This is a genomic window from Streptomyces sp. NPDC048257, assembly GCF_043201855.1.
GTDB lineage: Bacteria > Actinomycetota > Actinomycetes > Streptomycetales > Streptomycetaceae > Streptomyces.
Window position 1 is genome coordinate 20,504 of the sequence record NZ_JBICZI010000010.1, and the last position, 21,900, is coordinate 42,403.

Genomic DNA, 21,900 nt, shown 5'->3' on the forward strand with positions numbered 1-21,900 from the left:
GCCGTGCGGGTATCCGGAAGGGTGCCCCGGGCCGAGGGCCCGCCGACGGGGCCGACCGGCTCGCCCCGGTGCTGCCGCTACCTGTTCCGGGCGGTCAGGAGCAGGATCAGGGCTTGGGAGCGGGTGGTGCCCAGTGCGGTGGCCAGCGTTTCGGCGGGCATGTCGGTGTCGTGGAGCGTACCGGCCGCCTCCCGGCCGACGTGGGTGGCGATCCGTTCCAGCACGGCGGCGGCGCGCAGCGCGGCCAAGGGTGTGTCCGCGGCCGCGGCGTCGAGCTGCTCGGCCACGGCGGCCAGGAGGGCGGCCAGTTCGCCGGGCAGCGGTACGGCCTTGTCGCGGATGACGGACAGGTGTGCGTTCCAGTCCGCGAGCGGTCCGGTGAGATCGACATCGGCCTCGTACAGGGGCTGGTCGCCGATGGTGTCCCAGTCCAGGGGGTATTCCGCGGCGCCGCGCCATCCGCACGCGCAGGCCGCCCGCAGAGCGTCGGCGCGCGGCCGGCGGGCCCGGCCGTCGTAGACCGACCAGTGCGTCGTCGATGGGACGTCCGGGCCGCTGCCGCAGTCGAAGTACACCGGGCCCGGCTCGGCGCCGCCGACCAGTGCGCCCACCGCCCCCGCGTGCACGTCGCCGAACTCCACCGTCTGCCAGTCCCCGTCCATCAGCGCACCGCCTTCTCCCACGTGCCCCTGCCACCCGGCCGATCGGATCCTGCTCTGCAACTCTGCCCGGCCCGCGCGCCCGCCCGCACCCGGACGGCCCCAACAACACCTGCGGTTGGGTTCGCGGGGGCGGAACGGCCCCCCTCGGCACGGTGCTTCGGTCCGTTCCCGGCGCGGCCCGGCGGTCCCTGCGCATCCGGGCCGGCCCTGCGGCACCGGGCTCGTGGACGCCGACAGGGCGACGTACCCGGCGAGCGCCGGCCTTCGCGGGCCTGTTTCCTGTCAGGATGAGCCCGTGACCGAACCTGATGCGTTGGCGCACGCGTGGTGCCGGGGGGACGGGTCCTCCTACCTTTCCCTCTGGTCGAAGGACTCGGTGCTGTCGATCGGCTCGGTGGGATCCGTGCTGTCGATCGGCTCGGTGGGCTCGGTGCTGTCCGTCGGGTCCGTGGGCTGTGCTCTGTGTGCCGCCTCCATCGGGTCCTCCCTATCCGTGCTCTCCGCCGCCTCCTGGCTCAGTACGGGCTCGTTGCTGTCCGCGCAGTCCCGCTGGTCGGTGTTGTCCTGGCGCTCGCGCAACGGCCTCATGACGGCCGGCATCGTCACCGCGAGCGCCGTCGCCGGACTCGCACTGCACTTCGGGGAGCGGCGCAGCCGCCAGGGGGTGTCTTGTCGATGGGGCCGAATCAGGGAGCGGCGGCGCCTGGTGCGAGCGTGCGTGCCAGGTGACGCGAGCCCGGCCTGATCGACAGGCCCCCCCGGGAACGGTTCGGAGCCTCGAGGGCGAGGCCGGCGTGGCGCCTGTCCTCGCCCGGCCCTGCGTTCGCCGCTCCGGATGCGATCACCGCCCGTACGGCCTGAGCTGGAAGGAGAGAGGGAGGCGAGCGGAAGGCGGTGGTGGCCGTGGCGCGACCCGTGTGGGCCGGGAACCTGACGTTCGGGCTGGTCAGCCTGCCGGTCGGGCTCTTCCCGGCCACCGACAGCCACACCATTCACTTCCACCAGCTGCAGCGCGGGACCGCCGACCGGATCCGCAACCGGCGGGTGAACGAGCGGACCGGCGACGAGGTCGACCTGGACGACATCGTCAAGGGCTACGACACCGGCGGCGAGTACGTCCTGGTCGAGCCGGCCGAGCTCGACGAGATCGCCCCGGGCCGCTCCCGGTCCCTGGAGATCAACGGCTTCGTCGACCTGGACGAGATCGAGCCGATCTACTTCGACAAGACGTACTACCTCGGGCCGCGCGGCGCCGAGTACACCAAGGTCTACGCGCTCCTCGAACAGGCCCTCGCGGGCGCCGGCAAGGCGGGCATCGCCACCTTCGTCATGCGCCAGCACGAATACCTCGTCGCGGTGAAGGCCGAGGACGGCATCCTCACGCTCCACACCCTGCACTGGGCCAACGAGATCAGGGACCCCCGCAAGGAGATCGACAACCTGCCCGGCGGCCGGGCGAAGGCCACGGCGAAGGAGCTGCGGATGGCCGAGCAGCTCATCGTCTCCCTGAGCATGACGTGGGATCCCGAGCAGTTCCACGACACCTTCCAGGAGAAGGTCTCCGCCCTGATCAGGGCCAAGAAGGCCGACGAGACCGTGGAGAAGGCCGAACCGGCACCGGCTTCCACCGGCGCCGTCGACCTCCTGGAAACCCTGCGCGCCAGCGTCGAGCGGGCCCGCAGCCCCAAGGACACCCGCGAGAAGGCCACCACCAGCAGGGCGGCCCCGAAGAAGAGGACGGCGGCCAAGAAGCGCGCCCGCACCGCCCCCAGGACCCAGGACCTCACGACGCTGACCAAGGCCGAGCTCTACAAGAAGGCCACGGCCGCCCACGTCCCGGGCCGGTCCCACATGACGCGGGAGAACCTCCTCGACGCGCTCGCCCACTCCTCGGGCTGAGAGACCCGGCGCCGGCGCCGGCCGGCGTCAGGGGGTGGGCGGGGTCAGGGGGTGGGCGGGGTCAGGGGGTGGGCGGGGTCCAGTCAGCGGGCAGGCCGGACTGGGCGAGGACCGTGGCCAGGCTGTAGTGGTCCTGGTCGGAGGCGATCCGGCAGTGGTTCCTGTCGAGGTCGAGGTGGGTGGTCATCGGCACGGCGAAGGGCTTGGGTGCGCCCTTGAGGTGGCCGGAGTAGACGGACCGGACGGTGAGGCGGTCGCCGTCGACGCGGGCGGTGCGGACGGTGACGTGGACGTTGTCGATCAGGGTGTCGGCGCGGGCCTTCCACCCTGCGATCTCCTTACGGCCGCGGAAGGTGATGCCCACGGCTTCGTCGGTGTAGGTGCCGTCGGCGGTGAACAGGGCGCCGAGCGCCTGGGGGTCGGTGCCGTTCCAGGCACGGGCCCAGGCGGTGGCGATGCCCGGCGTGCGCCGGCTGGTGTCCGGGGCGGCGTGGGCGGCGGGGGCGGTGGCGCAGAGGGCTGCGGCGGCGGTCAGCACGGTGACGGTACGAAGCGCGCGGGACGTCATGGTTGATGTTCCTTCGGATGCGAGTGCGGCCTTGTTCATGGCACGCAGACTCGTGCAGGGCGGTGTCCACTCTCCAGGCCCTGCGGGGGCGGTGGCTGTTCAGCAGTGCCCACTCCTGCCCACCGGCGGGCCCGGGACGTCAGGGGCGGCGGGCGCCCGGTTGCCGTGCGGCGTCATCGGCTGCCCGCATGGACAGGGGCGGGATCCTGCCGAGCGTCACGAGCCTGTGGCGTACGGCCATGACGACGGCCGCGGTTGCGACGATGACCACCCCGCCCAGGCGCAGGATCGCGTCGTAGGCGTCCTCGGGCGGCCGTTGCGGTGTCATCGCGGAGATCGCCGCCGCCGCCCCGGCCAGGGCGATCGCGCCCAGCGTGACCAGGAACGTCAGCAGCACGCCCGAGGCCTCCCCCGCCCTGGCCGGTGCGACGACCTGCTGGGTGGCCACGCTGGAGTAGGTCCAGCCGAGTCCCAGGCCGAGGCCGCACCATGCGAACACCGGCACGTACAGCCACCATGCGCTGACCTGGGCCAGCGCGTACATCCCCGTGCCGGCGACGGCACCGGCGAGTGCCATCACCGCGGTCGGCCGCATGTGGCGGCCCAGCCGGGCCCCGAGGGGGCCGCTGACCGCCACCAGCAGGGCCGGGGCCAGGAACACCGTGCCCGCCAGGAGCGGCGAGAGGCCGCGTACGCCCTGGAGGTAGAGGGTGGCGAGGAAGACGGTGACGCCGTAGCCCATGTTCGAGAGCGAGCCCATCGCGGTCACCAGGACGTACGGGACGTTGCGGAACAGCCGCAGGTCGACCAGCGGGTGCCGGGCGCGGCGCTCCCGTACGAGGAACAGCGCGCCTGCCGTGACGGCCACGGCGAAGCACAGGAGGGTACGGGCGCTCTCCCAGCCCCAGGCGTCCCCGCGTTCCACGGCCAGGGTCACTGCGGCGAGCGCGCACACGATCAGGGCGCAGCCGAGGAGGTCGAGCTGGCGGGGCGCCGAGGTGTCGCGTGAGTCCGGTACGTACGCGAGCGCGGCGAGCAGGGAGAGCAGGCCCAGCGGGGCCATCAGCCAGAAGATCCAGCGCCAGCCGGGTCCCTCGGTGAATCCTCCGCCGACGAAGGGGCCGAGTGCGGTCCCGATGTTGGCGATGCCGAACACCGCGCCGAGGGCCTTGGCCCGGGTCTCTTCGGGGAAGGTGTTGGTGATCACGGCCACGGACACGGGGAAGACGAAGGCCGCGCCGACTCCCTGCGCGATCCGGGCCGCCACCAGCGGGCCGAGGGCGGGGGCGAGGGCGCAGCCCACGGAACCGGCGGTGAACAGGGCGATGCCGGCCAGCAGGGTGCCCCGCCGTCCGAAGACGTCCCCGGCCCGGCCGCCGACGATGAAGAAGCAGCCGATGGCGAGCATGTACGCGGACAGGGTCCACTGGGCTGCCGAGACCGTGACGCCGAGTTCGGCCGCGATGCCGGGGAGGGCGAGGTTGAGGGCGAAGAAGTCGAGCTGGATGCAGAACAGGGCGACGGCGACCGCGACGAAGGCCCCCGTTCTCCGCGCGGCGGGCGAAGTCTCAGCGCGCATGGGGGCGTTCCTCTCAGCCGGCGCAGTCGACACGGCCGGGACACCGCCGAACAGCCCCGCACGCATGGCCGCGTGCCCTCATCCCATTATGGAGCGGGCGGCTGCGGGACGCAGTCCGGCGGCGCCTGCACCACGGGAGGGGTCGGTGGGCGCGGTCGGTGGGTGGGGATGCGAAAACGCTCGGCCGGGGAGTCCGGCCGAGCGTTTTCGTGCGTGTGTGGTCCGCTGGTGGCTTAGTACCAGTGGTGGGCCTGCCAGAAGTTCCAGGCGCCGACCGGGCTGCCGTAGCGGTCGTTCATGTAGTCCAGGCCCCACTTGATCTGGGTGGCCGGGTTGGTCTTCCAGTCCGCGCCCGCGGAGGCCATCTTCGAGGCCGGCAGGGCCTGGACCAGGCCGTAGGCGCCCGAGGAGGAGTTCGTGGCGGTGTGGTTCCAGCCGCTCTCGCGGGAAACGATGTTGTTGAAGGCCGCGAACTGCGCCGGGTCCTTGATCATCTGCTGGGCGATCGCCTTGGCGCTCGTCGGGGCCGCCTGGGCGGGGACCGTGGCGAGCATGGAACCGGCGACACCGAGGGCGACGACGGTGCCCGCGAGGGACTTCTTCGAAGCGGCGATGCGGCGGATGACGGGGTTGGACACGGAGAAGACCTTCCACAGGGAACAAGGGCGGTCGCGGCATGTCGGGGACATGCGTGAGCCACTCACGCGCTGGAGAGGGGTTCGTCGGCGGCGGGTGAAGTACCCGTGCCGCCTGGCGACTCATCCAGTTCTACAGACGGCCCGACGGCGTGGCAACGGCCCCTCTTACTAGGGGCCCTCGCAGTCGGGGGCCGGGGAGCCGGCGTGCGGGGGCGGTAGCGGGGCTTTCGGGGGCTACTAGCCCGGTTCGTATGTGACGTGGGCCCTATGGGGCGGGTCACCCCCGGGGCGTCCGAATCTCACCGAGTGTCATCGTCTGTACCCCTTTGGGAGGCCTGGTCGGATGCCGGAATGACCTCGGGATCAAAGGAACGGGCGGGTCCCGATGCCCTGTCCCCGGGCCCGCCCACCCGCGCCCATACGGGCGAAAAGTCGGGGAAAACGCTGCTCGTCGGGGGTCGAGGGCGCCATGGTCTCTTCAGAGACAGCGGAGCGGCTCGAGCGAAGGAACGGAACATTGCACCTGAGGCGTACCGGAACGATCCTGGGGGCGGCCGCGCTGACCGTGCTGGCCCTCCCGGCCCACGCTCACGCCGCGGCGGTCGCCTGTGGCGGGGGCACGTCGACCGGCCGGGTGGCCGTCAACGGCTGCATCAGTGCCCAGCGGGGGTCGGCCGGGAGGTTCCCCACGCGGGACATCACGGCGCACATCAAGGCGCGTAACACGGGGTCCAAGGGGCTGAACGTCTCGTACGAGGCGTTCTTCCGTGTGGTGGACGGTGGTCACTGGGAGAAGGTGGGCAGCGGTCGCACCTACGTCCCGGCCGGCCAGAGCGTCGGTCCGCTCGAGGTGGGGAGCACGACGCGGGTGTGCGGCCCCGTGAAGGTCGAGATCCGGGTGCACGCCCGGGCCGACGGCGCCGCCTGGAGCGGCTGGTCTCCCGCAGCCACCAAGCAGTGCCAGACCTGAGGGCGGGCGGGGCCCGGGGGCTGCCGGGTCACGGGGAGGCCGGCGGAGTCCAGCCCGGGTCACGCCCGCTCAGCCCGACGGCCAGGTCCAGCAGCGGGGCGTCGTCCGGTACGGGTACGACGGGTCCGAAGATGCCCCCGCCGCGGTCGTCCTCCTCGGCGGCCGCCAGCAGGAACCCGTGCGCGGTGCGCAGCGCGGCCTGATCGGGTGCGTACTCCTGGCCGGTGGCCCGGGCCAGGTCCCATCCGTGGATCACCAGTTCGTCGGCGGCCACCGAGGCCGCGATGTCGCCGGGCAGGTCCACGCCGCCCGCGCGGGTCATGCCGGTCCAGGCGGCCGGGTCCTTCCAGGCTTCGGCCAGTTCGCCGAGGACCTTGGGCAGTTCCTCGCGCCAGCCGGCGGCCAGGGCGGGCACGGCCGAGCCGGGGTCGGTGTCGGTCGTGGGGCCGAGGTCCTTGCGGGCGGCGTCGCGGAAGGCGACGGCGAGGCCGGCGAGGTGACCCAGCAGGTCGCCGACCGTGTACGCGGGGCAGGGCGTCGGGGCGGCGAGCCGGGCGTCCGGGACGCCCGCCGCGAGACGGGCCACGATCCGGGCTTGCGGTCCGAGGTCGAAAGTCGTCGTGTCGGTCATCTGCCGTTCCTCCCAGACGGTGGATCTGCAGGGTAGACCGGCGGTGGAGCCCTCACTCATCGCGACGCGGCGCAGAGATTCACGCGGGCGGACGGCTGTCGGGGGGCCGCGGCATCAGCGCGCCCGGTGCCACGGCGGTCACCGGCCGGACGGCCGCCCCGGCGGTCACCGCGCCGCCCGGGCGGTCCGCGGCCGGCAGCGCCCAGGTGACGGCGGCCCCGGTCGGGAGTCCTGCGGTGGAGTCGGCATCGGCCTGCCGGGCGCTGAGGTCCCGCGTCCCGGCCGGGCGGCGTATGGCGTACCGGGGCCGCGCCGCCCATCAGCACGGGGGCGGCGGCCATGGAGACCATCCGGAGTGTGCTGCCGCGCATCGTGCTCTCCCCCGGCCCGCCCCGGCCACCCCTGGCCGCCGGACGGGAAACGGCACGGGGCGTAGGGGCGAAAGGGGCTTGTCGGCTGGTCTTTCAGCGGGGTGGATGGCGCCTCGCGTGCTCCTCCGCCTGGCCGCAATCCATGCCAACAAGCGGAACCTGGGCCCTTGTTCGCTCGTCTTGCAGCCCGGATCGGCCAGGAACGCTGGCTGCCGCGACTCCCGGGGAGAGCGCGATGGACGTCCGCTCGGCGTTCGTGTTCCCTCCCTGCACCGCACCGTTCGAGAGGTCTTCACCATGCCCGTGGTCACTCCCCGATTCAGCGTCCTGTCCGAGGACTTCGCCGCTGACCCCTACCGGTACTTCGCCCAGTTGAGGGAGCAGGCGCCGGTGCACCACGAGCCGGAGATCGACTGCTACTTCGTCTCCCGTCACGAGGACGTGAAGCGGGTGCTGAGCGACCATGACGCCTTCAGCACCGAGATGCTGCAGGTGCGCGCCGAGCCGGTGATGCGCGGGCCGATCCTCGCCCAGATGACCGGGGCCGAGCACACCGCCAAGCGGAAGACCGTCGTACGGGGCTTCACCGGCCGGGCGCTCCAGGACCAGATTCCCGCCATCCGCGCCAACGCCTCCGAGCTCATGGCCCCGTTTCTTCCCGTGGGCCGGGTGGACCTGCTGAACGATTTCGGCAAGCCCTTCGCCGTGCACGTGACGCTCGACGTCCTCGGCCTGGACAGACAGGACTGGGAGCGGGTCGGCGACTGGCACAGCGGGATCGCCGAGTTCATCACCAGCCTGACCCTCACCCCCGAGCGCCGCCGGCACTGCCTGGACTGCGCCGAGCAGTTGGAGGCCTATCTCCTGCCCGTGATCCAGGAGCGGCGGCGCCGGCCCGGCGAGGACCTGATATCGAAGCTGTGCACCGCCGAGTACGACGGCACCGTCATGAGCGATCGTGAGGTCACCGGGCTGATCATCAACGTGCTGGTGGCCTCCACCGAGCCCGCGGACAAGACGCTCGCCCTGCTCTTCAAGCATCTGGTCGACCACCCGGAGCAGTTGGCGCAGGTCCGCCGGGAGCCGGAGCTGCTGGGCGCCGCGATCGCGGAAACGTTGCGCCACACTCCGCCGGTCCAGCTCATTCCCCGCCAGGCGGAGGGGGACGCCGTGTTCGCCGGCGGCACCGTTCCGGCGGGTGCCACCGTCTTCTGCATGGTCGGGGCGGCCAACCGCGACCCCGACGCGTTCACCGACCCGGACGTCTTCGACATCCACCGCCCCGACCTGGGAACCGCCCGCTCCTTCACCGCGGCGGCCCAGCACCTGTCCTTCGGCACCGGGCTCCACCAGTGCATCGGCGCGGCCTTCGCGCGCGCCGAGATCGAGACCGTCGCCGCGATGCTCCTGCCGCTGCTCGACCAGGTCCGTTACAGCCCCGGCTTCCGTTACCGGGAGACCGGCCTGTACACCCGCGGCCCTGCCTCGCTGTGGCTGGACTTCACCCCCGTCCGCTGAGACAGCGCCGCCGTTCCCCCACCACCCCCACTCTCCGCAGGAGAACACCCGTATGACACCGACCGACATCACCCGGGCCATCAACGATCTGCTGTTCAGCCCGGGCCTCGACCTCGACGAAGCCATCGACCGGCACTTCAGCCCCGACTACCGCCAGCGCACCAACGGCGTGTGGAGTGACCGGACCTCCTTCGCCCAGCACATGACCCGCCTGCGTTCCCTGATCCGCAGCGGGCACATCGAGGTCCACGACGAACTCCGCGACGGGCTGCGCTACGCCGACCGCCACACCGTCACCCTCGGGCACCACGACGGCCACACCTCCCGCACCGAGGTCTACCTCTTCGCCCACCTCGCCCCCGACGGCCGCTTCCGGTGCGTCGAGGAGACCACCCTCCTGGTCACCGGCCACACCGACGACCGCGATCTCGGACTCATCACGTGAGACGGACGGGCCTGCGGGCCCCGGCCACCGCCATGCGTGCCGCGTGCCCATGGCTGCCGGCGCGAGGCCCGATGGGGCCCGCGCAGAGGGCTGTCCCGTGCTGGAACAAAGGAAATGAGAACCGCCGTGGTGTCCGTGGGGGAAAGACTGAGCAGGGCGCGCGTCCAGGCCTTCATCGGCCGGGACGAGCAACTGGGGTGTTTCGGGGAGGCTCTGGACGGTGACCCGCAGGCGCCGTTCGCGTTCTACGTGTACGGGCCGGGCGGCATCGGGAAGTCGACGCTGCTGCGGCGCCTGGCGGACCGCGCGCGTGCGGCCGGCCGGCTGCTCGTCGAACTCGACGGCCGGTTCGTCAGCCGGGACCCGGCCGATTTCGAGCAGGCTGCCGGTCCGTTCCTGGACGTTGCGGGCACGGTGCTGTTCGTGGACTCCTTCGAGCACTGCCAGTGGCTGGAGAGCTGGCTGTGGCACCACTTCCTGCCCCGGGCCGCGGACGACACCCTCGTCGTGCTGGCGGGCCGGCGTGCTCCGCAGCCGCAGTGGACCGCCGACCCCGCCTGGTCCCGGCTCCTGCACGTGAGCGAACTGGAGCCGTTCTCCGAGGAGCAGGCCCGGAACCTGCTGATGGCGGCGCAGCTCCGGCCCGAGATCCGGGACCGGGTGCTGCGCTTCGCCGGAGGCAACCCGCTGGCCCTGTCCCTGGCGGCCGCGGCGGGATCCGGGGGCTGCGGAAACCAGGAGATCTGGGCCCCCACGGCGGACGTCCTGCGCACCCTGCTGGCGGGGCTGATCGGGGAGGTGCCCACGGCGGTGCACCGCCGCGCGCTGGAGGTGGCGGCCCAGGCCCATTCGACGTCCGAGGAGCTGCTGGCCTCGGTGCTGCCCGGGGAGGATGTCCATCCGCTCTTCTCCTGGCTGCGGGACCTGCCGTTCATGGAGTCCACGCACCGGGGGCTGTACCCGCACGACGCCGCGCGCGAGACGCTGGCTGCCGACCTGCGCTGGCGGGCGCCCAACGCCTTCGAGTCGATACGCCAGCGTCTGGCGGACGAGTACCTGCGCATCCTGCGCGAGGCACCCGAGGAGCGGGTGTGGACCGTCACCGACGATCTGTTCTACCTCTTCCGGGAGGGCGAGACCCTGGCCCGGCTGCGGTCCTGGTCCCGTGAGGAGGAGGTGCACGACCGTCCTCTGCACCCGGACGACATCGATGTCCTGCTGCGCATGGCCGAGGAGACCGAGGGTGCCGCCTCCGCGGAACTGGTCCGCTACTGGGCGCAGCGCCAGCCGCAGGCCTTCAGCGTCTACCGGCTCGTGGACACGGGCCGGGTCGTGGCGTTCACGGCCCGGCTGGAGCTGCCGGCGCCTGCCGATCCGCAGGACGTGGCCACCGATCCGGTCGTGGCCGCCGCGTGGCGGTACACCGAGGCCACTGCTGCGGTGAGTCCCGGTGAGCACATCGGCGTCAGCCGCTTCTCGATCTACCCCGAGCGGTACCAGGTTCCCTCGCGCGTCATCGACCTGAGCAGTTCCCGGGCCCAGGCGGAGGCGGCCCGGGCCCGCGGCCGCGCGTACGGCTTCGCCGTCTTCCGGGACGCGGAGACCTGGGGTGCGCGCGTCAGGGGGACTCTCGACGACACCGGGGCGCGTCCGCGGGTCGGTGAGTACACCTACGGGCTGTTCGGTGTCGACTGGCGTCATCTGCCGGTGGAGGCATGGCTGATGAACTTCATATCGGCCTCGCAGGCGCCCGTCCTGGCCGGGCCGTCGCCCGTCTCGCGCAGTGCGTTCGACCAGGCCGTGCGGGAGGCGCTGGCGCACTGGCGCGATGCGGGGGCGTTCGCCGCGTGTGCGCTGATGCGGACCCGGCTCGCGGCCGACTTCGCCGATCCGGTCGGGGAGTTGCGTGCCCTGCTGCGCCGGGCCGTCGACGATCTCGCCGGTGACCCGCGCGGTGTGCGGGCCCGCGACGCGCTCGCGGCGGGCTATTTCTCCGGTGCGCCCACCCAGGAGGCCGCCGCCCGCCGTCTGGGGCTTCCGTACGGCACCTACCGCCGTCATCTGCGTCAGGGGCTGGACCTGCTCTGCGAGGCGCTGTGGCAGCAGGAGTTGCACGACCCGCGGTAGCGGCGGCCCGCCCCGGCCTGGTCGGCGGGACACCTCCTGGGCCGGGGCGGGTGGACAGGCGCGGACAGGAGTGGACAGTGCCCGGCCCGGCCGGGCCTGGATAGTGGACACCTGCCGCGCCGAGTCTGTGCGTCATGAACGTTGCACGCACGCAGACGGGCCGGACGGTACGCCGGGCCCCCGGACCGGGAGCGGTGCTCGCGGCACTGGCCGCGGCCCAGTTCACCGTCATGCTCGCCACCTCGATCGTCAATGTGGCGCTCCCGCAGATCCGTGCCGGGGCCGGCCTCTCGGACGGCGGAACCACCTGGGTGGTCAACGCCTACGGCCTGGCGTTCGGGGCGCTGCTCCTGGCGGGCGGGCGGGTTGCCGACCTGCTGGGCCGCCGCCGGGTGCTTCTCGCCGGGCTCGCCCTGTTCGCGCTGGCTTCACTGGCGGCGGGACTGGGCACCTCCGCCGGGGTACTGATCGCGGCCCGGGCGGTGCAGGGCCTGGGCGCCGCCGCGATCGCCCCGGCCGCGCTCGCGCTGGCGATGGACGGGTCGCCGTCCGGCCCCGGGCGCGGCAGGGCGCTGGGCGTGTGGGGGGCGGTGTCCGGGGCGGGGGCGGCGGGCGGGGTCCTGCTGGGCGGTGTGCTCACCCAGGCGTGGGGCTGGCCGTGGATCTTCCACTCGGTGGCGCTGGCAGCGGCGCTGGTCCTGGCCGCCGTGGTGGCGTGCGTGCCGCGGGATGCCGCTCGCCCGGGCGGGCGGTTCGATCTGCTGGGCACCGCCACCGTCACCCTGGCCCTGACCTGCCTGGTGTGGGGGCTGACCACCGCGCGCGGTGCCGGGTGGAGGGACGCCGGGGTGCTGGGCGCCCTGGGCGGCGCCTCGGTGCTGCTCGTGGCGTTCTGTGCGATCGAGGGCCGCCGGCCGGATGCGCTGGTGCCGCGGCGGCTGCTCACCGCCGGCCGGGTCGCCGCGGGCAATGTGCTGATGGCCCTGCTGGGGTCGGTGTGGATCGCCCTGTTCTTCTTCCTGCCGCTCTACCAGCAGCAGGTCCTCGGGGCGAGCCCGTTGGTCACCGGCGCGGGGCAACTCCCCCTCGCGGTGGTCCACATGGCCGGCTCCGCTCTCGCCCCGCGCATCTCCCGGCGTATGGGTGCCACCGCGACGGTGACCGCGGCCCTGCTGACGGAGGCCGCCGGGCTGCTGTGGCTGTCGCGGATCAGTGCCGGCGGCAGCTACCTCGTCGACGTCCTGGGCCCGAGCGTCCTGGTCGGCCTGGGGCTCAGCGTCGCCTTCGTCCAGCTCACCGCGCTCGCCGTGGAGGGCGTTGCGGGCAAGGACGCGGGGCTGGCCGGCGGGCTGGTGAACACCACCCGGCAGGTCGGCGGGGCGATCGGGCTGGCCGCGCTGGCCACCCTGGCCGGTTCCGTCACCGCCCATGCGTCCGCCGGTCAGGCCCCGCTGGAGGCGCTGACCGCCGGCTACCGCACCGCCTTCGCGGTGTCGGCCGCGGTCCTGGCCGCCACGGCCGTCCTCGCGCTGTTCCTCACCCGCCGCACCGGGGAGCGTACCTCCACGACCACGACCATCCCCGCCCCCACCGCCTCTGCCTCTGCCTCTTCCACCGAGCGGGCCGGCGATGCCGCCGGAGAGCCGGGAACCTCCGCGCTGTCCCCCGTCCCGCTGGACCGCTAGCCCTGCCAACGACCCGACCCACCCCGACCGGACAGGAAACACCACCATGATCACCATCGACGAGAGCGCGCCCGTCATCGTCCGCCTGAGCACCGTGATCGACGCGCCGCTGACGACCGTGTGGGCGCTGCACACCGACATCGCGGCCTGGCCCGCCTGGAACACGGACATCGACCGGGCGGAGGCCGACGGCCCGCTGCGGCCCGGCAGTTCCTTCAGCTGGCGCACCCACGGCCTGGACATCACCTCCACCGTGCAGGAGCTGGTTTCCGGGGAGCGGATCGTGTGGGGCGGGACCGTCGAGGGCATCGCCGGCGTCCACGTATGGACGTTCGAGCAGAGCGGCGAGCGCACCACCGTCCGCACCGAGGAGTCCTGGAGCGGCGCCCCGGTCGACGCCGCGGTCGACGACCTCGGCAAGGCCCTCCACGACTCCCTTGAGGGCTGGCTCTCCCACCTCAAGAACCGTGCCGAACAGGCCGCCTGACCATCCTTCACCTTCACGCGTTCACACCGCGCATTCACGCATTCACGCATTCACGAGAGAGATTCCTGCCATGACGACCGCGAAGCCGTACCTGACCGGCCACTTCACCCCCGTCGCCGAGGAGATCACCGCCACCGGCCTCACCGTCGAGGGCTCCCTGCCCCCCGAGCTGTCCGGCCGGCTGCTGCGCAACGGGCACAACCCCAAGCCCGGCGTCACCCCCACCCACTGGTTCAAGGGCAGCGGAATGGTCCACGGCATCCGCCTGCGTGACGGCCGCGCCGAGTGGTACCGCAACCGCTGGGTGCACACCCCCGCCCTCGACGGCGCCCCCTACATGACCGAGCACGGGCCCGACCTGACCGCCAGCACCGCCGGCACCCACGTCATCGAACACGCCGGGCGCCTCCTGGCGCTGTGCGAGGCGAACCTTCCCTTCGAGCTCACTCCGGAGCTGGAGACGGTCGGCGTCCACGACTTCGACGGCAAGCTGCGCAGCGCGATGACCGCGCACCCCAAGGAGGACCCGCTGACCGGGGAGCTCCACTTCTTCGGGTCCTCGCCGTTCCCGCCGTTCCTGACGTACCACGTCGCCAACGCCAAGGGCGAGATCGTCCACAGCGCCAACGTCCCGGGGGCGACCGCCTCCCTCAAGCACGACTTCGCCATCACCCGCCGCCACGTGGTCTTCGTCGAGGGCAACGTCACCTTCGACCCGAGCGAGCCCTCCGGCATCCCCTACTCCTGGAGCGACCAGCAGCTCTCCCGCATCGGGATCATGCCGCGCGGCACCGACGGCGCCCGCCGCGTCCGCTGGTTCTCCATCGAACCGGGCAACATGCTGCACGTCTCCAACGCCTACGAGGACGACCAGGGCCGCATCGTCCTGGAAGGCCCCACCGTGGACCGCGAAGGGTTCCAGCTCTCCTGGAACTGGTGGGTCGGCGCGCCCGGGCGCGGCAGCGAGCCCGTCTCCCGCTCCTACACCCGCCGCTGGGTCCTCGACACGGTCGACGGCAGCGTCGACGAGCAGATCATCGACGACCTCGCGGTGGAGTTCCCCACGCTCAACGAGGACTACCTGGGCGCCGAGAACCGCTACCAGTACGCCATTTCCTTCCCCGACGAGAAGGGCTTCGGCGGCTACGGCGTCGTCAAGTACGACCGCACCACCGGCGCCCGCCGCATCCACCAGGTCGGCGACGCCCGCATGCCCAGCGAGGCCGTGTTCGTCCCCGCCTCGGGCGCGACCAACGAGGACGACGGCTACCTCCTGACCGTCGTCTCCGACCTCAAGCAGGACGCCTCGCAGCTGCTGGTCCTGGACGCCTCCGGCCTCGACCGCATCGCCACCGTCCACCTGCCGCAGCGAGTGGGCGCCGGACTCCACGGCTCCTGGATCGCCGACGGCACCGTGGAGGGCGCCGCGGGCTGACCCGGAGCCGGGAATGCACCCCGGCTCTTGCCGGAGCCGCGAGATCCCCCGCGGCTCCGGCCGAGCCCTCTCCCGGCCGTGCGCGGAGCCCCTCCCCCGGCCCCGGCCCCGGCCCCGGCCGTCTCGGTTCAGCCGATGGCGGCGATGGCGCCGGCGGAGAGGCCGAGCGCGGTCCAGCGGGAACCGTCGCCGCTCCAGCGGGACACGCTCAGTCCGTCGGTCTCGATGCGGTAGACGCAGTGGGTGCCCACCGCGAGGCCGACGCCCGCCGCCCCGATCGGGCTCCACGCCCCCGGCGTGCCGTCGTAGCGGAGGATCTGGCCGGTGGGGTCCACGGCGAAGAGGCCGGCGCCTCCCGCGTACAGGTTCCGGGCCGGGCCGCCGATACGGTGCCACTGACTGCCTTTGGCGTTGGCCTGCCAAATCTCCTTGGCGTCGGGCGAGATCCGGGCCACGTAGTCCGGTCCGACGGCGAAGTCTGCGCCGGGCCCGCCCGCCTCCACCCAGGTGTAGCCGTAACCGGCGTAGCGGAAGAGGCCGCCGGTGTCCGGGTTGGTCGCGAAGAGACCCGCGCCGCCGGCGTACAGCCGGGTGGCGGGGCCGCCGATGGGTATCCAGTCCGCGCCCTGGCCGGTCCAGCGCATCACGGCGTTGCGCTGTTCGGTGATCGCGTACAGGCCGTCGCCGGAGGTGACGAACTGTTCGCCCGGGAAACCGATCTGCGACCAGGAGCTGGAGGAGCCGTCGTACTTGAGGATGCGGCCGTCGTCGGCGCGGGTCGCGAACAGTCCGGCGGCCCCGGCGTACACCTGGTCGGCGGCCGAACCGATCGGTTTGGCGCCGCCTTGGGCGGTCCACTGCAGGATGCTGTCCCGGTTCGGTGAGACGGCGTAGACGGTGTCGGAGGGCTGCGCCGGCGCCGGGCTGCCGGGCGGGGGCGCCGGGGTGTGGGAGCGGGCAGGTCCCGGCGGGCGGTCCGGCCGGATGAGGGAGGTACGGGGGCCACCGCCGGGGGCGGCCGTGGCCCAAGGCGGGGTCGTCGGCGGCGGTGCGGGGAGGGCCGCCGGGGGTGAGGCGGGTGCCGTACCCGGTACGGCCGGGCCCGCCAGTGGAGGCGAGGGGGCCGGCGATACGTCCGTTGCGCCGGTGGAGAGCGGGTGACGGCGGCCGAAGGCCACTGCGGCCAGGGCGACACCCGCCAGCACGGCCAGGACGAGGGCGGTCCCCAGGACGGCGACCGGAATCCTGCCGGGCCCTCGTCCGCGCCGTCGGCCGCCCCGGCGGGCCGGGAGAGCCGCACCCGGTCGGAGACGGACGGCCGGCAGGACCGACCCACCGGGCGCACCGGGCGCACCGGGCGCACCGGGGAGGGTGTCCAGCCGTTCGAGGACGACGCCTTCGACGATCCTGGAGGAGGTGTGGTCGGCCCGTAATCGCTCCCACAGGCCGCGGGCGGCCTCGCGCTGCTGTTCCACGAGGAGGTGCAGCTGGGTCGGGTCGGTGGACAGGGCCCGGTCCTTTGCCACCGCCGGCGCCGGGAGGCGGTGCGCCGGAGTCGGTGCCTGCCGTACGGCCTCGCAGCGGGCCCGGAGCTCTGCGACGGTCGTGCGCGCCGATGTCTCGGTGTCCCGGGCGGCGGTCAGCTGGTCCCGTACCTCCTCGGTCCCGAGCGGCAGCCGCCCGGTGGCCGGGTCCGCGGGCGGGTCCGCGGGCGGGTCGGAGCCGGCCGGTGCGGCTGCGTCGTCCGTCTTGGCGGCCGGGGCGGCTTCGGCGTTTTCCTCGATGATCGTCATCATCGCCAGCAGCGCCTCCACCAGGCGGCCGGAGGTGGTGAGGTCGCTCTGCGCCTGGCGCAGGGCCTCCTCCAGGCCGGGCGCGGGGCCGGCTTCGGCCTCCGAGGTGAGGGCTCGGCCGTGCAGGCGCCGCGCCCTGGCCAGGGTGTCGGCCTGCCGGCGGGGATCGCGTACGCGGTCCCTCACGACGAGGTTGAGGCGGCCGAGGGGAATGATGCGGGCCGCCAGCCGGTACTCGCTCCAGAGCGTTTTGCCTCCCCCGTAGCGCTGTGCCAGCTCTCGCACCGAAAGGCCGTGGGTCACCTCCCGCAGCAGCTCCGCCAGTTCGTTGGCGGCGTGCGTCCTGCCCCGTGGAGCTCCCTGCGGGCGCCCTGCCCTGGCCATCCCCCACCCCCTCGTCGTGAGCGGGCGACCGGGGTCGTCCGCTCCTCCCCTGCGTGGAGCTGCGTGCGCGTCGTCCTGCGGAGCTCCTCGCGGCCCGGCGCCCCCGTCGGTCCCCGGCCCCGTGTTCGAGCGACACCAGCAGACACGCCGGGACCGGGCAGGTCCAGCGCGACGCGTGGTGCTGTCTCAAATGCGCACCGCCGCCCTGCTGCGTTGCCGTCTTTCGGCCAGGGGACGGGCCCGGTCCGCGGCGGCGGCCGGAGCCGGGGGCAGGGCGGGTGTTGTCCGGCGGACACGTGTGTTGTCCGCCGTGTGGTGCGGGGGCCTGAGTACGTGTACTCAGGCCCCCGTTCTTCGATGAGGGAAAGCTGGAGCCATGAACACCCCACATGCGGAGCGGCCCGTCCTGCCGGGGGCGGCCGGAGCGGCCGTCACCGGTGCGGTCCTGGCCGCCGGCGCCGTGTCCTTCTTCTCCTGGGTCGAGCGCCACAACGAGCAGGTGTGCGAGACGACGGACGGCCTGTGCTGGACCTGGTGGGACTGGGCGGCCGTCCCCCTCGCCCTGACGTGCGCCCTGATCGCCTTGATGGCCGTCTACGAGCGGCTCGGCATCGCCCCCCGCCTCGCAGTCGTCCTGCCGACCCTCGCCCTGGCGGTGTTCCCCCTCGCCGCCTCCCAGACGGCCGGCGGCTGGTGGGCCGCGGCCGTCGCGGGCGGAGCGTGGTCGGCCGCTCTCGCAGTGGCCGCCTGGGACCGCTACCGGACCCCGGCGCTGTCGGCCGCGGCCGCGCTCCTCCTCGCCTCGCTCGTCGCCCTGTACCGCTGACCCGGCCTCGGGGAACTGACGTCGCGTCACTCAAGAGGTGCTGGAGGGTCGCTCGATTCCCCCGCGACGCGGGGCACTGCCGCCCGTATAGTCGCCATGACTTGACGATTCGATGACCCGTTCCCGAAGAATCGATGACCGAGAAGCTCCGCGGACGGGCGAGCAGGGGGACACACGATGGAGACCGCACGCCTGGCCTCGCTCATCGCCGCCACGGTCACGATGGGGCTGGTCAGCGGCCTGTTCTACGGCTTCTCGGTCTCCGTGATGCCGGGCCTGAAGCGCGCCGACGACCGTACGCTCATCGAGGTCATGCAGCACATCAACAAGGCGATCCTCAACGGCTGGTTCGTCCTGGGCTATATCGGCGCGTTCCTGTTCACCGCGCTGGCCCTGGCCCTGCACATCCCCTCGGACGGACGGGACGTGCTGCCGCCGCTGATCGCGGCCCTGGTCTGTTACGTCCTGTCGATGGGGCTCACCAACAAGGTGAACATCCCGCTGAACAACGCGCTGGAGAAGGCCGGGCCCATCGCCCGGATCGGTGACCCGGCTGCCGTGCGCCGCGCCTTCGAGGGGCCGTGGACCCGGGCCAACGTGTGGCGGACGCTGCTGTGCACGGCGGCGGTCGGTTTCCTGGCGTGGGCCCTGTACCTGCACGGGCAGACGGGCTGAGCGCGAGAGGGAGTCCCCCGGCCGTTGTGGTGGCGGGGGACTCCCTCTCGTGGCGGGCTGGTTCAGCGGGTGGCGCGGCCGTAGAGGATCAGGGCGCGGGAGAGGGCGGTGAGGGCCACCGTGCACAGCAGGGTGCGGAGGATGTTGGTGGCGACCCAGGTGCCCTTGAACTTGTCGACGATCGAGAAGTCCGTCAGCTTGGCCGCGTTGCCCGCGTCGGCCAGTTCGTTGTTGAGCGGGATGTTCACGGAGAAGGTGATCATCAGGACGACGAAGTAGGCGACGGCGGCGACGCCGACCCAGATGGCCACGGTGCGGCGGCCCTTGCGGAACTCGATGATCGCGGAGGCCACGGACGTCAGCAGGGCGAGGACGAACGCCATCCCGAAGAGCCCGTTGCCGTCGATCGCCGAGTTGAAGTTCTGCATCGCCGTGACGTACGTGCGTTCGTCGCCCGCCGCCAGTCCCGGCATCACCGAGACGTCGAAGGCGAAGAAGAGGCCTGCCATCAGGCCCACGAGGACCGTGGAGACCAGGAGGAGGACGGTGGCCGCCTTGCCGCGCTCGGTGGCCGCCGGTGCGGGCGGGCCGGGCTGGGCGTAGGAGCCGGGGGGCGTCGGGTAGGGGCTCGGGCCGCCGGCGGGGTACTGCTGGGGGCTACCGGCCGGATTGGGGTTCATGGGACATCCTCATCTGCGGTGGTGGGAGTTGTGCTCGCCCTCGGCACGGACATCCGATCGTGGCATTGCCCGGGGTACCCGGCCATGGGGTTTCCACCGGCTCTCGAGCGGGGCTCGAGAGCCGGTGGCGTGATTCGTTCGGTCAGTAGCGGTAGTGGTCCGGCTTGTACGGGCCCTCGACGGGGACGCCGATGTACGCGGCCTGCTCCGGGCGGAGGGTGGTGAGGCGGACACCGAGGGCGTCCAGGTGCAGACGCGCGACCTTCTCGTCCAGGTGCTTGGGAAGCACGTAGACCTCGGTCGGGTACTCCTGCGGCTTGGTGAACAGCTCGATCTGGGCCAGCGTCTGGTCCGCGAACGAGTTCGACATCACGAACGACGGGTGACCGGTCGCGTTGCCCAGGTTCAGCAGACGGCCCTCCGACAGCACGATCAGGACCTTGCCGTCGGGGAACTTCCACGTGTGGACCTGCGGCTTGACCTCGTCCTTGACGATGCCCTCGATCTTCGCAAGACCGGCCATGTCGATCTCGTTGTCGAAGTGACCGATGTTGCCCACGATCGCCTGGTGCTTCATCTTGGCCATGTCCGAGGCCATGATGATGTCCTTGTTCCCCGTCGTCGTGATGAAGATGTCGGCCGTCTCCACCACGTCGTCCAGGGTGGCGACCTGGTATCCGTCCATCGCCGCCTGCAGCGCGCAGATCGGGTCGATCTCCGTGACGATGACACGCGCACCCTGGCCGCGCAGCGACTCCGCGCAGCCCTTGCCGACGTCGCCGTAACCGAAGACGACCGCGACCTTGCCGCCGATCAGGACGTCGGTGGCCCGGTTGATGCCGTCGATCAGCGAGTGGCGGCAGCCGTACTTGTTGTCGAACTTCGACTTGGTCACGGCGTCGTTCACGTTGATCGCCGGGAACAGCAGGCTGCCCTCGGACATCATCTCGTACAGACGGTGGACACCGGTCGTGGTCTCCTCCGTCACGCCGCGGATGCCGGCGGCCAGGGCCGTCCAGTCGATGGAGGTCTTGCCCAGCAGGTCGAGGACCAGGGCCATTTCCTCGTTGTCGGCGGTGGAGGGGTCCGGGACGTGTCCCGCCTTCTGGTACTCGACGCCCTTGTGGACCAGGAGGGTGGCGTCGCCGCCGTCGTCGAGGATCATGTTGGGGCCCGTGTGTCCGGGCCAGGTGAGCGCCTGTTCGGTGCACCACCAGTACTCCTCCAGTGTCTCGCCCTTCCAGGCGAAGACGGGGATGCCGACGGCGGCTATCGCGGCGGCCGCGTGGTCCTGGGTGGAGTAGATGTTGCAGGACACCCAGCGGACCTCGGCGCCGAGGGCGACGAGGGTCTCGATGAGCACGGCCGTCTGCACGGTCATGTGCAGCGAGCCGGTGATCCGGGCCCCGGCCAGCGGCTGGGTCTGCGCGTACTCGGCGCGGATCGCCATCAGGCCCGGCATCTCGTGCTCGGCCAGGGTGATCTCCTTGCGGCCGAACGCGGCAAGAGAGAGGTCTGCGACCTTGAAGTCCATGGGTTCTACTCCGTGATGGTGGTGGCTGGGTCGTGGCTGACGTTCAGGTTCTGATGGATCTCTAGAGTCGCGGTGGACTTGTTGAGGGTGATGTAGTGCAGGCCGGGTGCCCCCTCGGCGAGCAGCCGCTCGGACATGGCGGTCGCGTACTCGACACCGATCCGGTGCCCGTCCGCCGGGTCGTCCTTCGCGGCTTCGAGCCGGTGTGCGAGGGCGTCGGGGAAGCGGGCGTCGCTGAGCTCGGCGAAGCGCCGGATCTGGCGGAAATCGGTCGCCGGCATGATCTCGGGGATGACCGGGGTCAGGCAGCCCACCGCGAGGAGCCGGTCCCGCAGGCGCAGGTAGTCCTCGGCGTGGAAGAACATCTGGGTGATGGCGTAGTCGGCGCCGGCATGGCACTTGGCGGCGAAGTGGCGGATGTCCTCGGTCCAGGACGGCGAGCGGGGATGGCGTTCGGGGAAGGCCGCCACGCCCACGGTGAAGTCGCCGAGGCGGCGGATGAGCGTGACGAGCTCGTGGGCGTGGGTCAGGCCCTGCGGGTGGTGCGTCCACTCCCCTTTCGGGTCGCCGGGCGGGTCGCCGCGCAGGGCGAGGATGTCGCGGATGCCGGCGTCGGCGTACTGGCCGATGATGTGGCGCAGTTCGGCGACGGAGTGCCCGACCGCGGTCAGGTGTGCGACCGGGCGCAGGGTGGTTTCCGCGGCGATGCGCTTGGTGACCTCGACGGTGCGGCTGCGGGAGGAGCCGCCGGCGCCGTAGGTGACGGAGACGAAGGAGGGGGCGAGGGCCTCGATGCGGCGGATGGCCGCCCACAGGGTGCGCTCCCCCGCGTCGGTCTTCGGGGGGAAGAACTCGAAGGAGAAGGTCCGCCGGCCCTGGGCCAGCAGTTCGCGGACGCCGAGGGGGGCGGGGGCGCCGGCGGGGGCGGGGGACGTGCGGGGGCGTTCGGCGGTGGCGGCCAGGGCAGCCGGCATGTCGGACTCCTTTCCGGCT

Annotated in this window: 19 protein-coding genes and 1 pseudogene; 11 read left to right on the forward strand and 9 right to left on the reverse strand. The window is 72.4% G+C overall.

Annotated elements, in window-relative coordinates; all coding sequences use genetic code 11:
• Positions 1–77 precede the first annotated feature (77 nt).
• Positions 78–683 carry a hypothetical protein gene (locus ACGFZK_RS20695; RefSeq protein WP_393850333.1) on the reverse strand — a complete coding sequence of 202 codons (606 nt, stop codon included), beginning with the start codon at positions 681–683 and terminating at the stop codon, positions 78–80.
• A gap of 274 nt (positions 684–957) precedes the next feature.
• On the opposite strand from ACGFZK_RS20695, the pseudogene ACGFZK_RS20700 reads away from it, so the two are divergent.
• Positions 958–1,296 (forward strand): annotated as a pseudogene (locus ACGFZK_RS20700) (hypothetical protein); the annotation flags it as partial.
• Between the two features lie 269 nt (positions 1,297–1,565).
• A complete protein-coding gene (locus tag ACGFZK_RS20705) occupies positions 1,566–2,561 on the forward strand; it encodes a Ku protein (RefSeq protein WP_393850334.1) in 996 nt (331 codons plus the stop codon).
• A 61-nt stretch (positions 2,562–2,622) separates the two neighbouring features.
• On the opposite strand, the gene ACGFZK_RS20710 is transcribed toward ACGFZK_RS20705, so the two are convergent.
• The 3 genes from ACGFZK_RS20710 to ACGFZK_RS20720 all read right to left on the reverse strand — a co-directional run bounded on the left by ACGFZK_RS20710 (position 2,623) and on the right by ACGFZK_RS20720 (position 5,397).
• The gene (locus ACGFZK_RS20710) at positions 2,623–3,129 is read right to left on the reverse strand and encodes a nuclear transport factor 2 family protein (RefSeq protein WP_393850335.1); all 507 of its coding nucleotides are present in this window, start codon (positions 3,127–3,129) and stop codon (positions 2,623–2,625) included.
• A gap of 139 nt (positions 3,130–3,268) precedes the next feature.
• Positions 3,269–4,708 (reverse strand): MFS transporter, encoded by a 1,440-nt coding sequence (locus ACGFZK_RS20715; RefSeq protein WP_393850336.1) that lies wholly within the window; start codon positions 4,706–4,708, stop codon positions 3,269–3,271.
• A gap of 233 nt (positions 4,709–4,941) precedes the next feature.
• Entirely contained in the window at positions 4,942–5,397 is a 456-nt protein-coding gene (locus tag ACGFZK_RS20720) for a transglycosylase SLT domain-containing protein (protein ID WP_393850337.1), read from the reverse strand.
• A gap of 466 nt (positions 5,398–5,863) precedes the next feature.
• On the opposite strand from ACGFZK_RS20720, the gene ACGFZK_RS20725 reads away from it, so the two are divergent.
• Positions 5,864–6,316 carry a hypothetical protein gene (locus ACGFZK_RS20725; protein ID WP_393850338.1) on the forward strand — a complete coding sequence of 151 codons (453 nt, stop codon included), beginning with the start codon at positions 5,864–5,866 and terminating at the stop codon, positions 6,314–6,316.
• Positions 6,317–6,344: 28 nt separating this feature from the next.
• Here ACGFZK_RS20725 and ACGFZK_RS20730 read toward each other — a convergent pair whose 3' ends face one another.
• Positions 6,345–6,947 (reverse strand): TIGR03086 family metal-binding protein, encoded by a 603-nt coding sequence (locus ACGFZK_RS20730; protein ID WP_393850339.1) that lies wholly within the window; start codon positions 6,945–6,947, stop codon positions 6,345–6,347.
• Positions 6,948–7,615: 668 nt separating this feature from the next.
• Between ACGFZK_RS20730 and ACGFZK_RS20735 the strand changes: the two genes are divergently transcribed.
• The 6 genes from ACGFZK_RS20735 to ACGFZK_RS20760 all read left to right on the forward strand — a co-directional run bounded on the left by ACGFZK_RS20735 (position 7,616) and on the right by ACGFZK_RS20760 (position 15,015).
• On the forward strand, positions 7,616–8,836 hold the full coding sequence (locus ACGFZK_RS20735; RefSeq protein ID WP_393850340.1) for a cytochrome P450, cyclodipeptide synthase-associated: 1,221 nt from the start codon (positions 7,616–7,618) through the stop codon (positions 8,834–8,836).
• A gap of 52 nt (positions 8,837–8,888) precedes the next feature.
• Entirely contained in the window at positions 8,889–9,281 is a 393-nt protein-coding gene (locus ACGFZK_RS20740) for a nuclear transport factor 2 family protein (RefSeq protein WP_393850341.1), read from the forward strand.
• A gap of 114 nt (positions 9,282–9,395) precedes the next feature.
• On the forward strand, positions 9,396–11,408 hold the full coding sequence (locus tag ACGFZK_RS20745; protein ID WP_393850342.1) for an ATP-binding protein: 2,013 nt from the start codon (positions 9,396–9,398) through the stop codon (positions 11,406–11,408).
• A 134-nt stretch (positions 11,409–11,542) separates the two neighbouring features.
• On the forward strand, positions 11,543–13,093 hold the full coding sequence (locus ACGFZK_RS20750; RefSeq protein ID WP_393850343.1) for an MFS transporter: 1,551 nt from the start codon (positions 11,543–11,545) through the stop codon (positions 13,091–13,093).
• Between the two features lie 46 nt (positions 13,094–13,139).
• On the forward strand, positions 13,140–13,580 hold the full coding sequence (locus ACGFZK_RS20755; protein ID WP_393850344.1) for an SRPBCC family protein: 441 nt from the start codon (positions 13,140–13,142) through the stop codon (positions 13,578–13,580).
• 70 nt (positions 13,581–13,650) lie between these two features.
• Positions 13,651–15,015 carry a carotenoid oxygenase family protein gene (locus ACGFZK_RS20760; protein ID WP_393850345.1) on the forward strand — a complete coding sequence of 455 codons (1,365 nt, stop codon included), beginning with the start codon at positions 13,651–13,653 and terminating at the stop codon, positions 15,013–15,015.
• A 128-nt stretch (positions 15,016–15,143) separates the two neighbouring features.
• Here ACGFZK_RS20760 and ACGFZK_RS20765 read toward each other — a convergent pair whose 3' ends face one another.
• The gene (locus tag ACGFZK_RS20765) at positions 15,144–17,192 is read right to left on the reverse strand and encodes a hypothetical protein (RefSeq protein WP_393850346.1); all 2,049 of its coding nucleotides are present in this window, start codon (positions 17,190–17,192) and stop codon (positions 15,144–15,146) included.
• A 376-nt stretch (positions 17,193–17,568) separates the two neighbouring features.
• Here ACGFZK_RS20765 and ACGFZK_RS20770 point away from each other — a divergent pair, with 376 nt between their 5' ends.
• Together ACGFZK_RS20770 and ACGFZK_RS20775 are read left to right on the forward strand one after the other, a co-directional pair.
• Positions 17,569–18,018: a hypothetical protein gene (locus tag ACGFZK_RS20770; protein ID WP_393850347.1), complete on the forward strand. Its 450-nt coding sequence runs from the start codon at positions 17,569–17,571 to the stop codon at positions 18,016–18,018.
• Positions 18,019–18,195: 177 nt separating this feature from the next.
• Positions 18,196–18,693, forward strand: coding sequence for a DUF1772 domain-containing protein (locus ACGFZK_RS20775; protein ID WP_393850348.1), 498 nt, complete (start codon positions 18,196–18,198; stop codon positions 18,691–18,693).
• Positions 18,694–18,755: 62 nt separating this feature from the next.
• On the opposite strand, the gene ACGFZK_RS20780 is transcribed toward ACGFZK_RS20775, so the two are convergent.
• The 3 genes from ACGFZK_RS20780 to metF all read right to left on the reverse strand — a co-directional run bounded on the left by ACGFZK_RS20780 (position 18,756) and on the right by metF (position 21,881).
• A complete protein-coding gene (locus tag ACGFZK_RS20780) occupies positions 18,756–19,373 on the reverse strand; it encodes a DUF1772 domain-containing protein (RefSeq protein ID WP_393850349.1) in 618 nt (205 codons plus the stop codon).
• A gap of 142 nt (positions 19,374–19,515) precedes the next feature.
• Positions 19,516–20,907 (reverse strand): adenosylhomocysteinase, encoded by a 1,392-nt coding sequence (ahcY, locus tag ACGFZK_RS20785; RefSeq protein ID WP_393850350.1) that lies wholly within the window; start codon positions 20,905–20,907, stop codon positions 19,516–19,518.
• A gap of 5 nt (positions 20,908–20,912) precedes the next feature.
• Complete coding sequence (gene metF, locus ACGFZK_RS20790; RefSeq protein ID WP_393850351.1) at positions 20,913–21,881, reverse strand: methylenetetrahydrofolate reductase [NAD(P)H]; 969 nt, start codon at positions 21,879–21,881, stop codon at positions 20,913–20,915.
• Positions 21,882–21,900 lie beyond the last annotated feature (19 nt).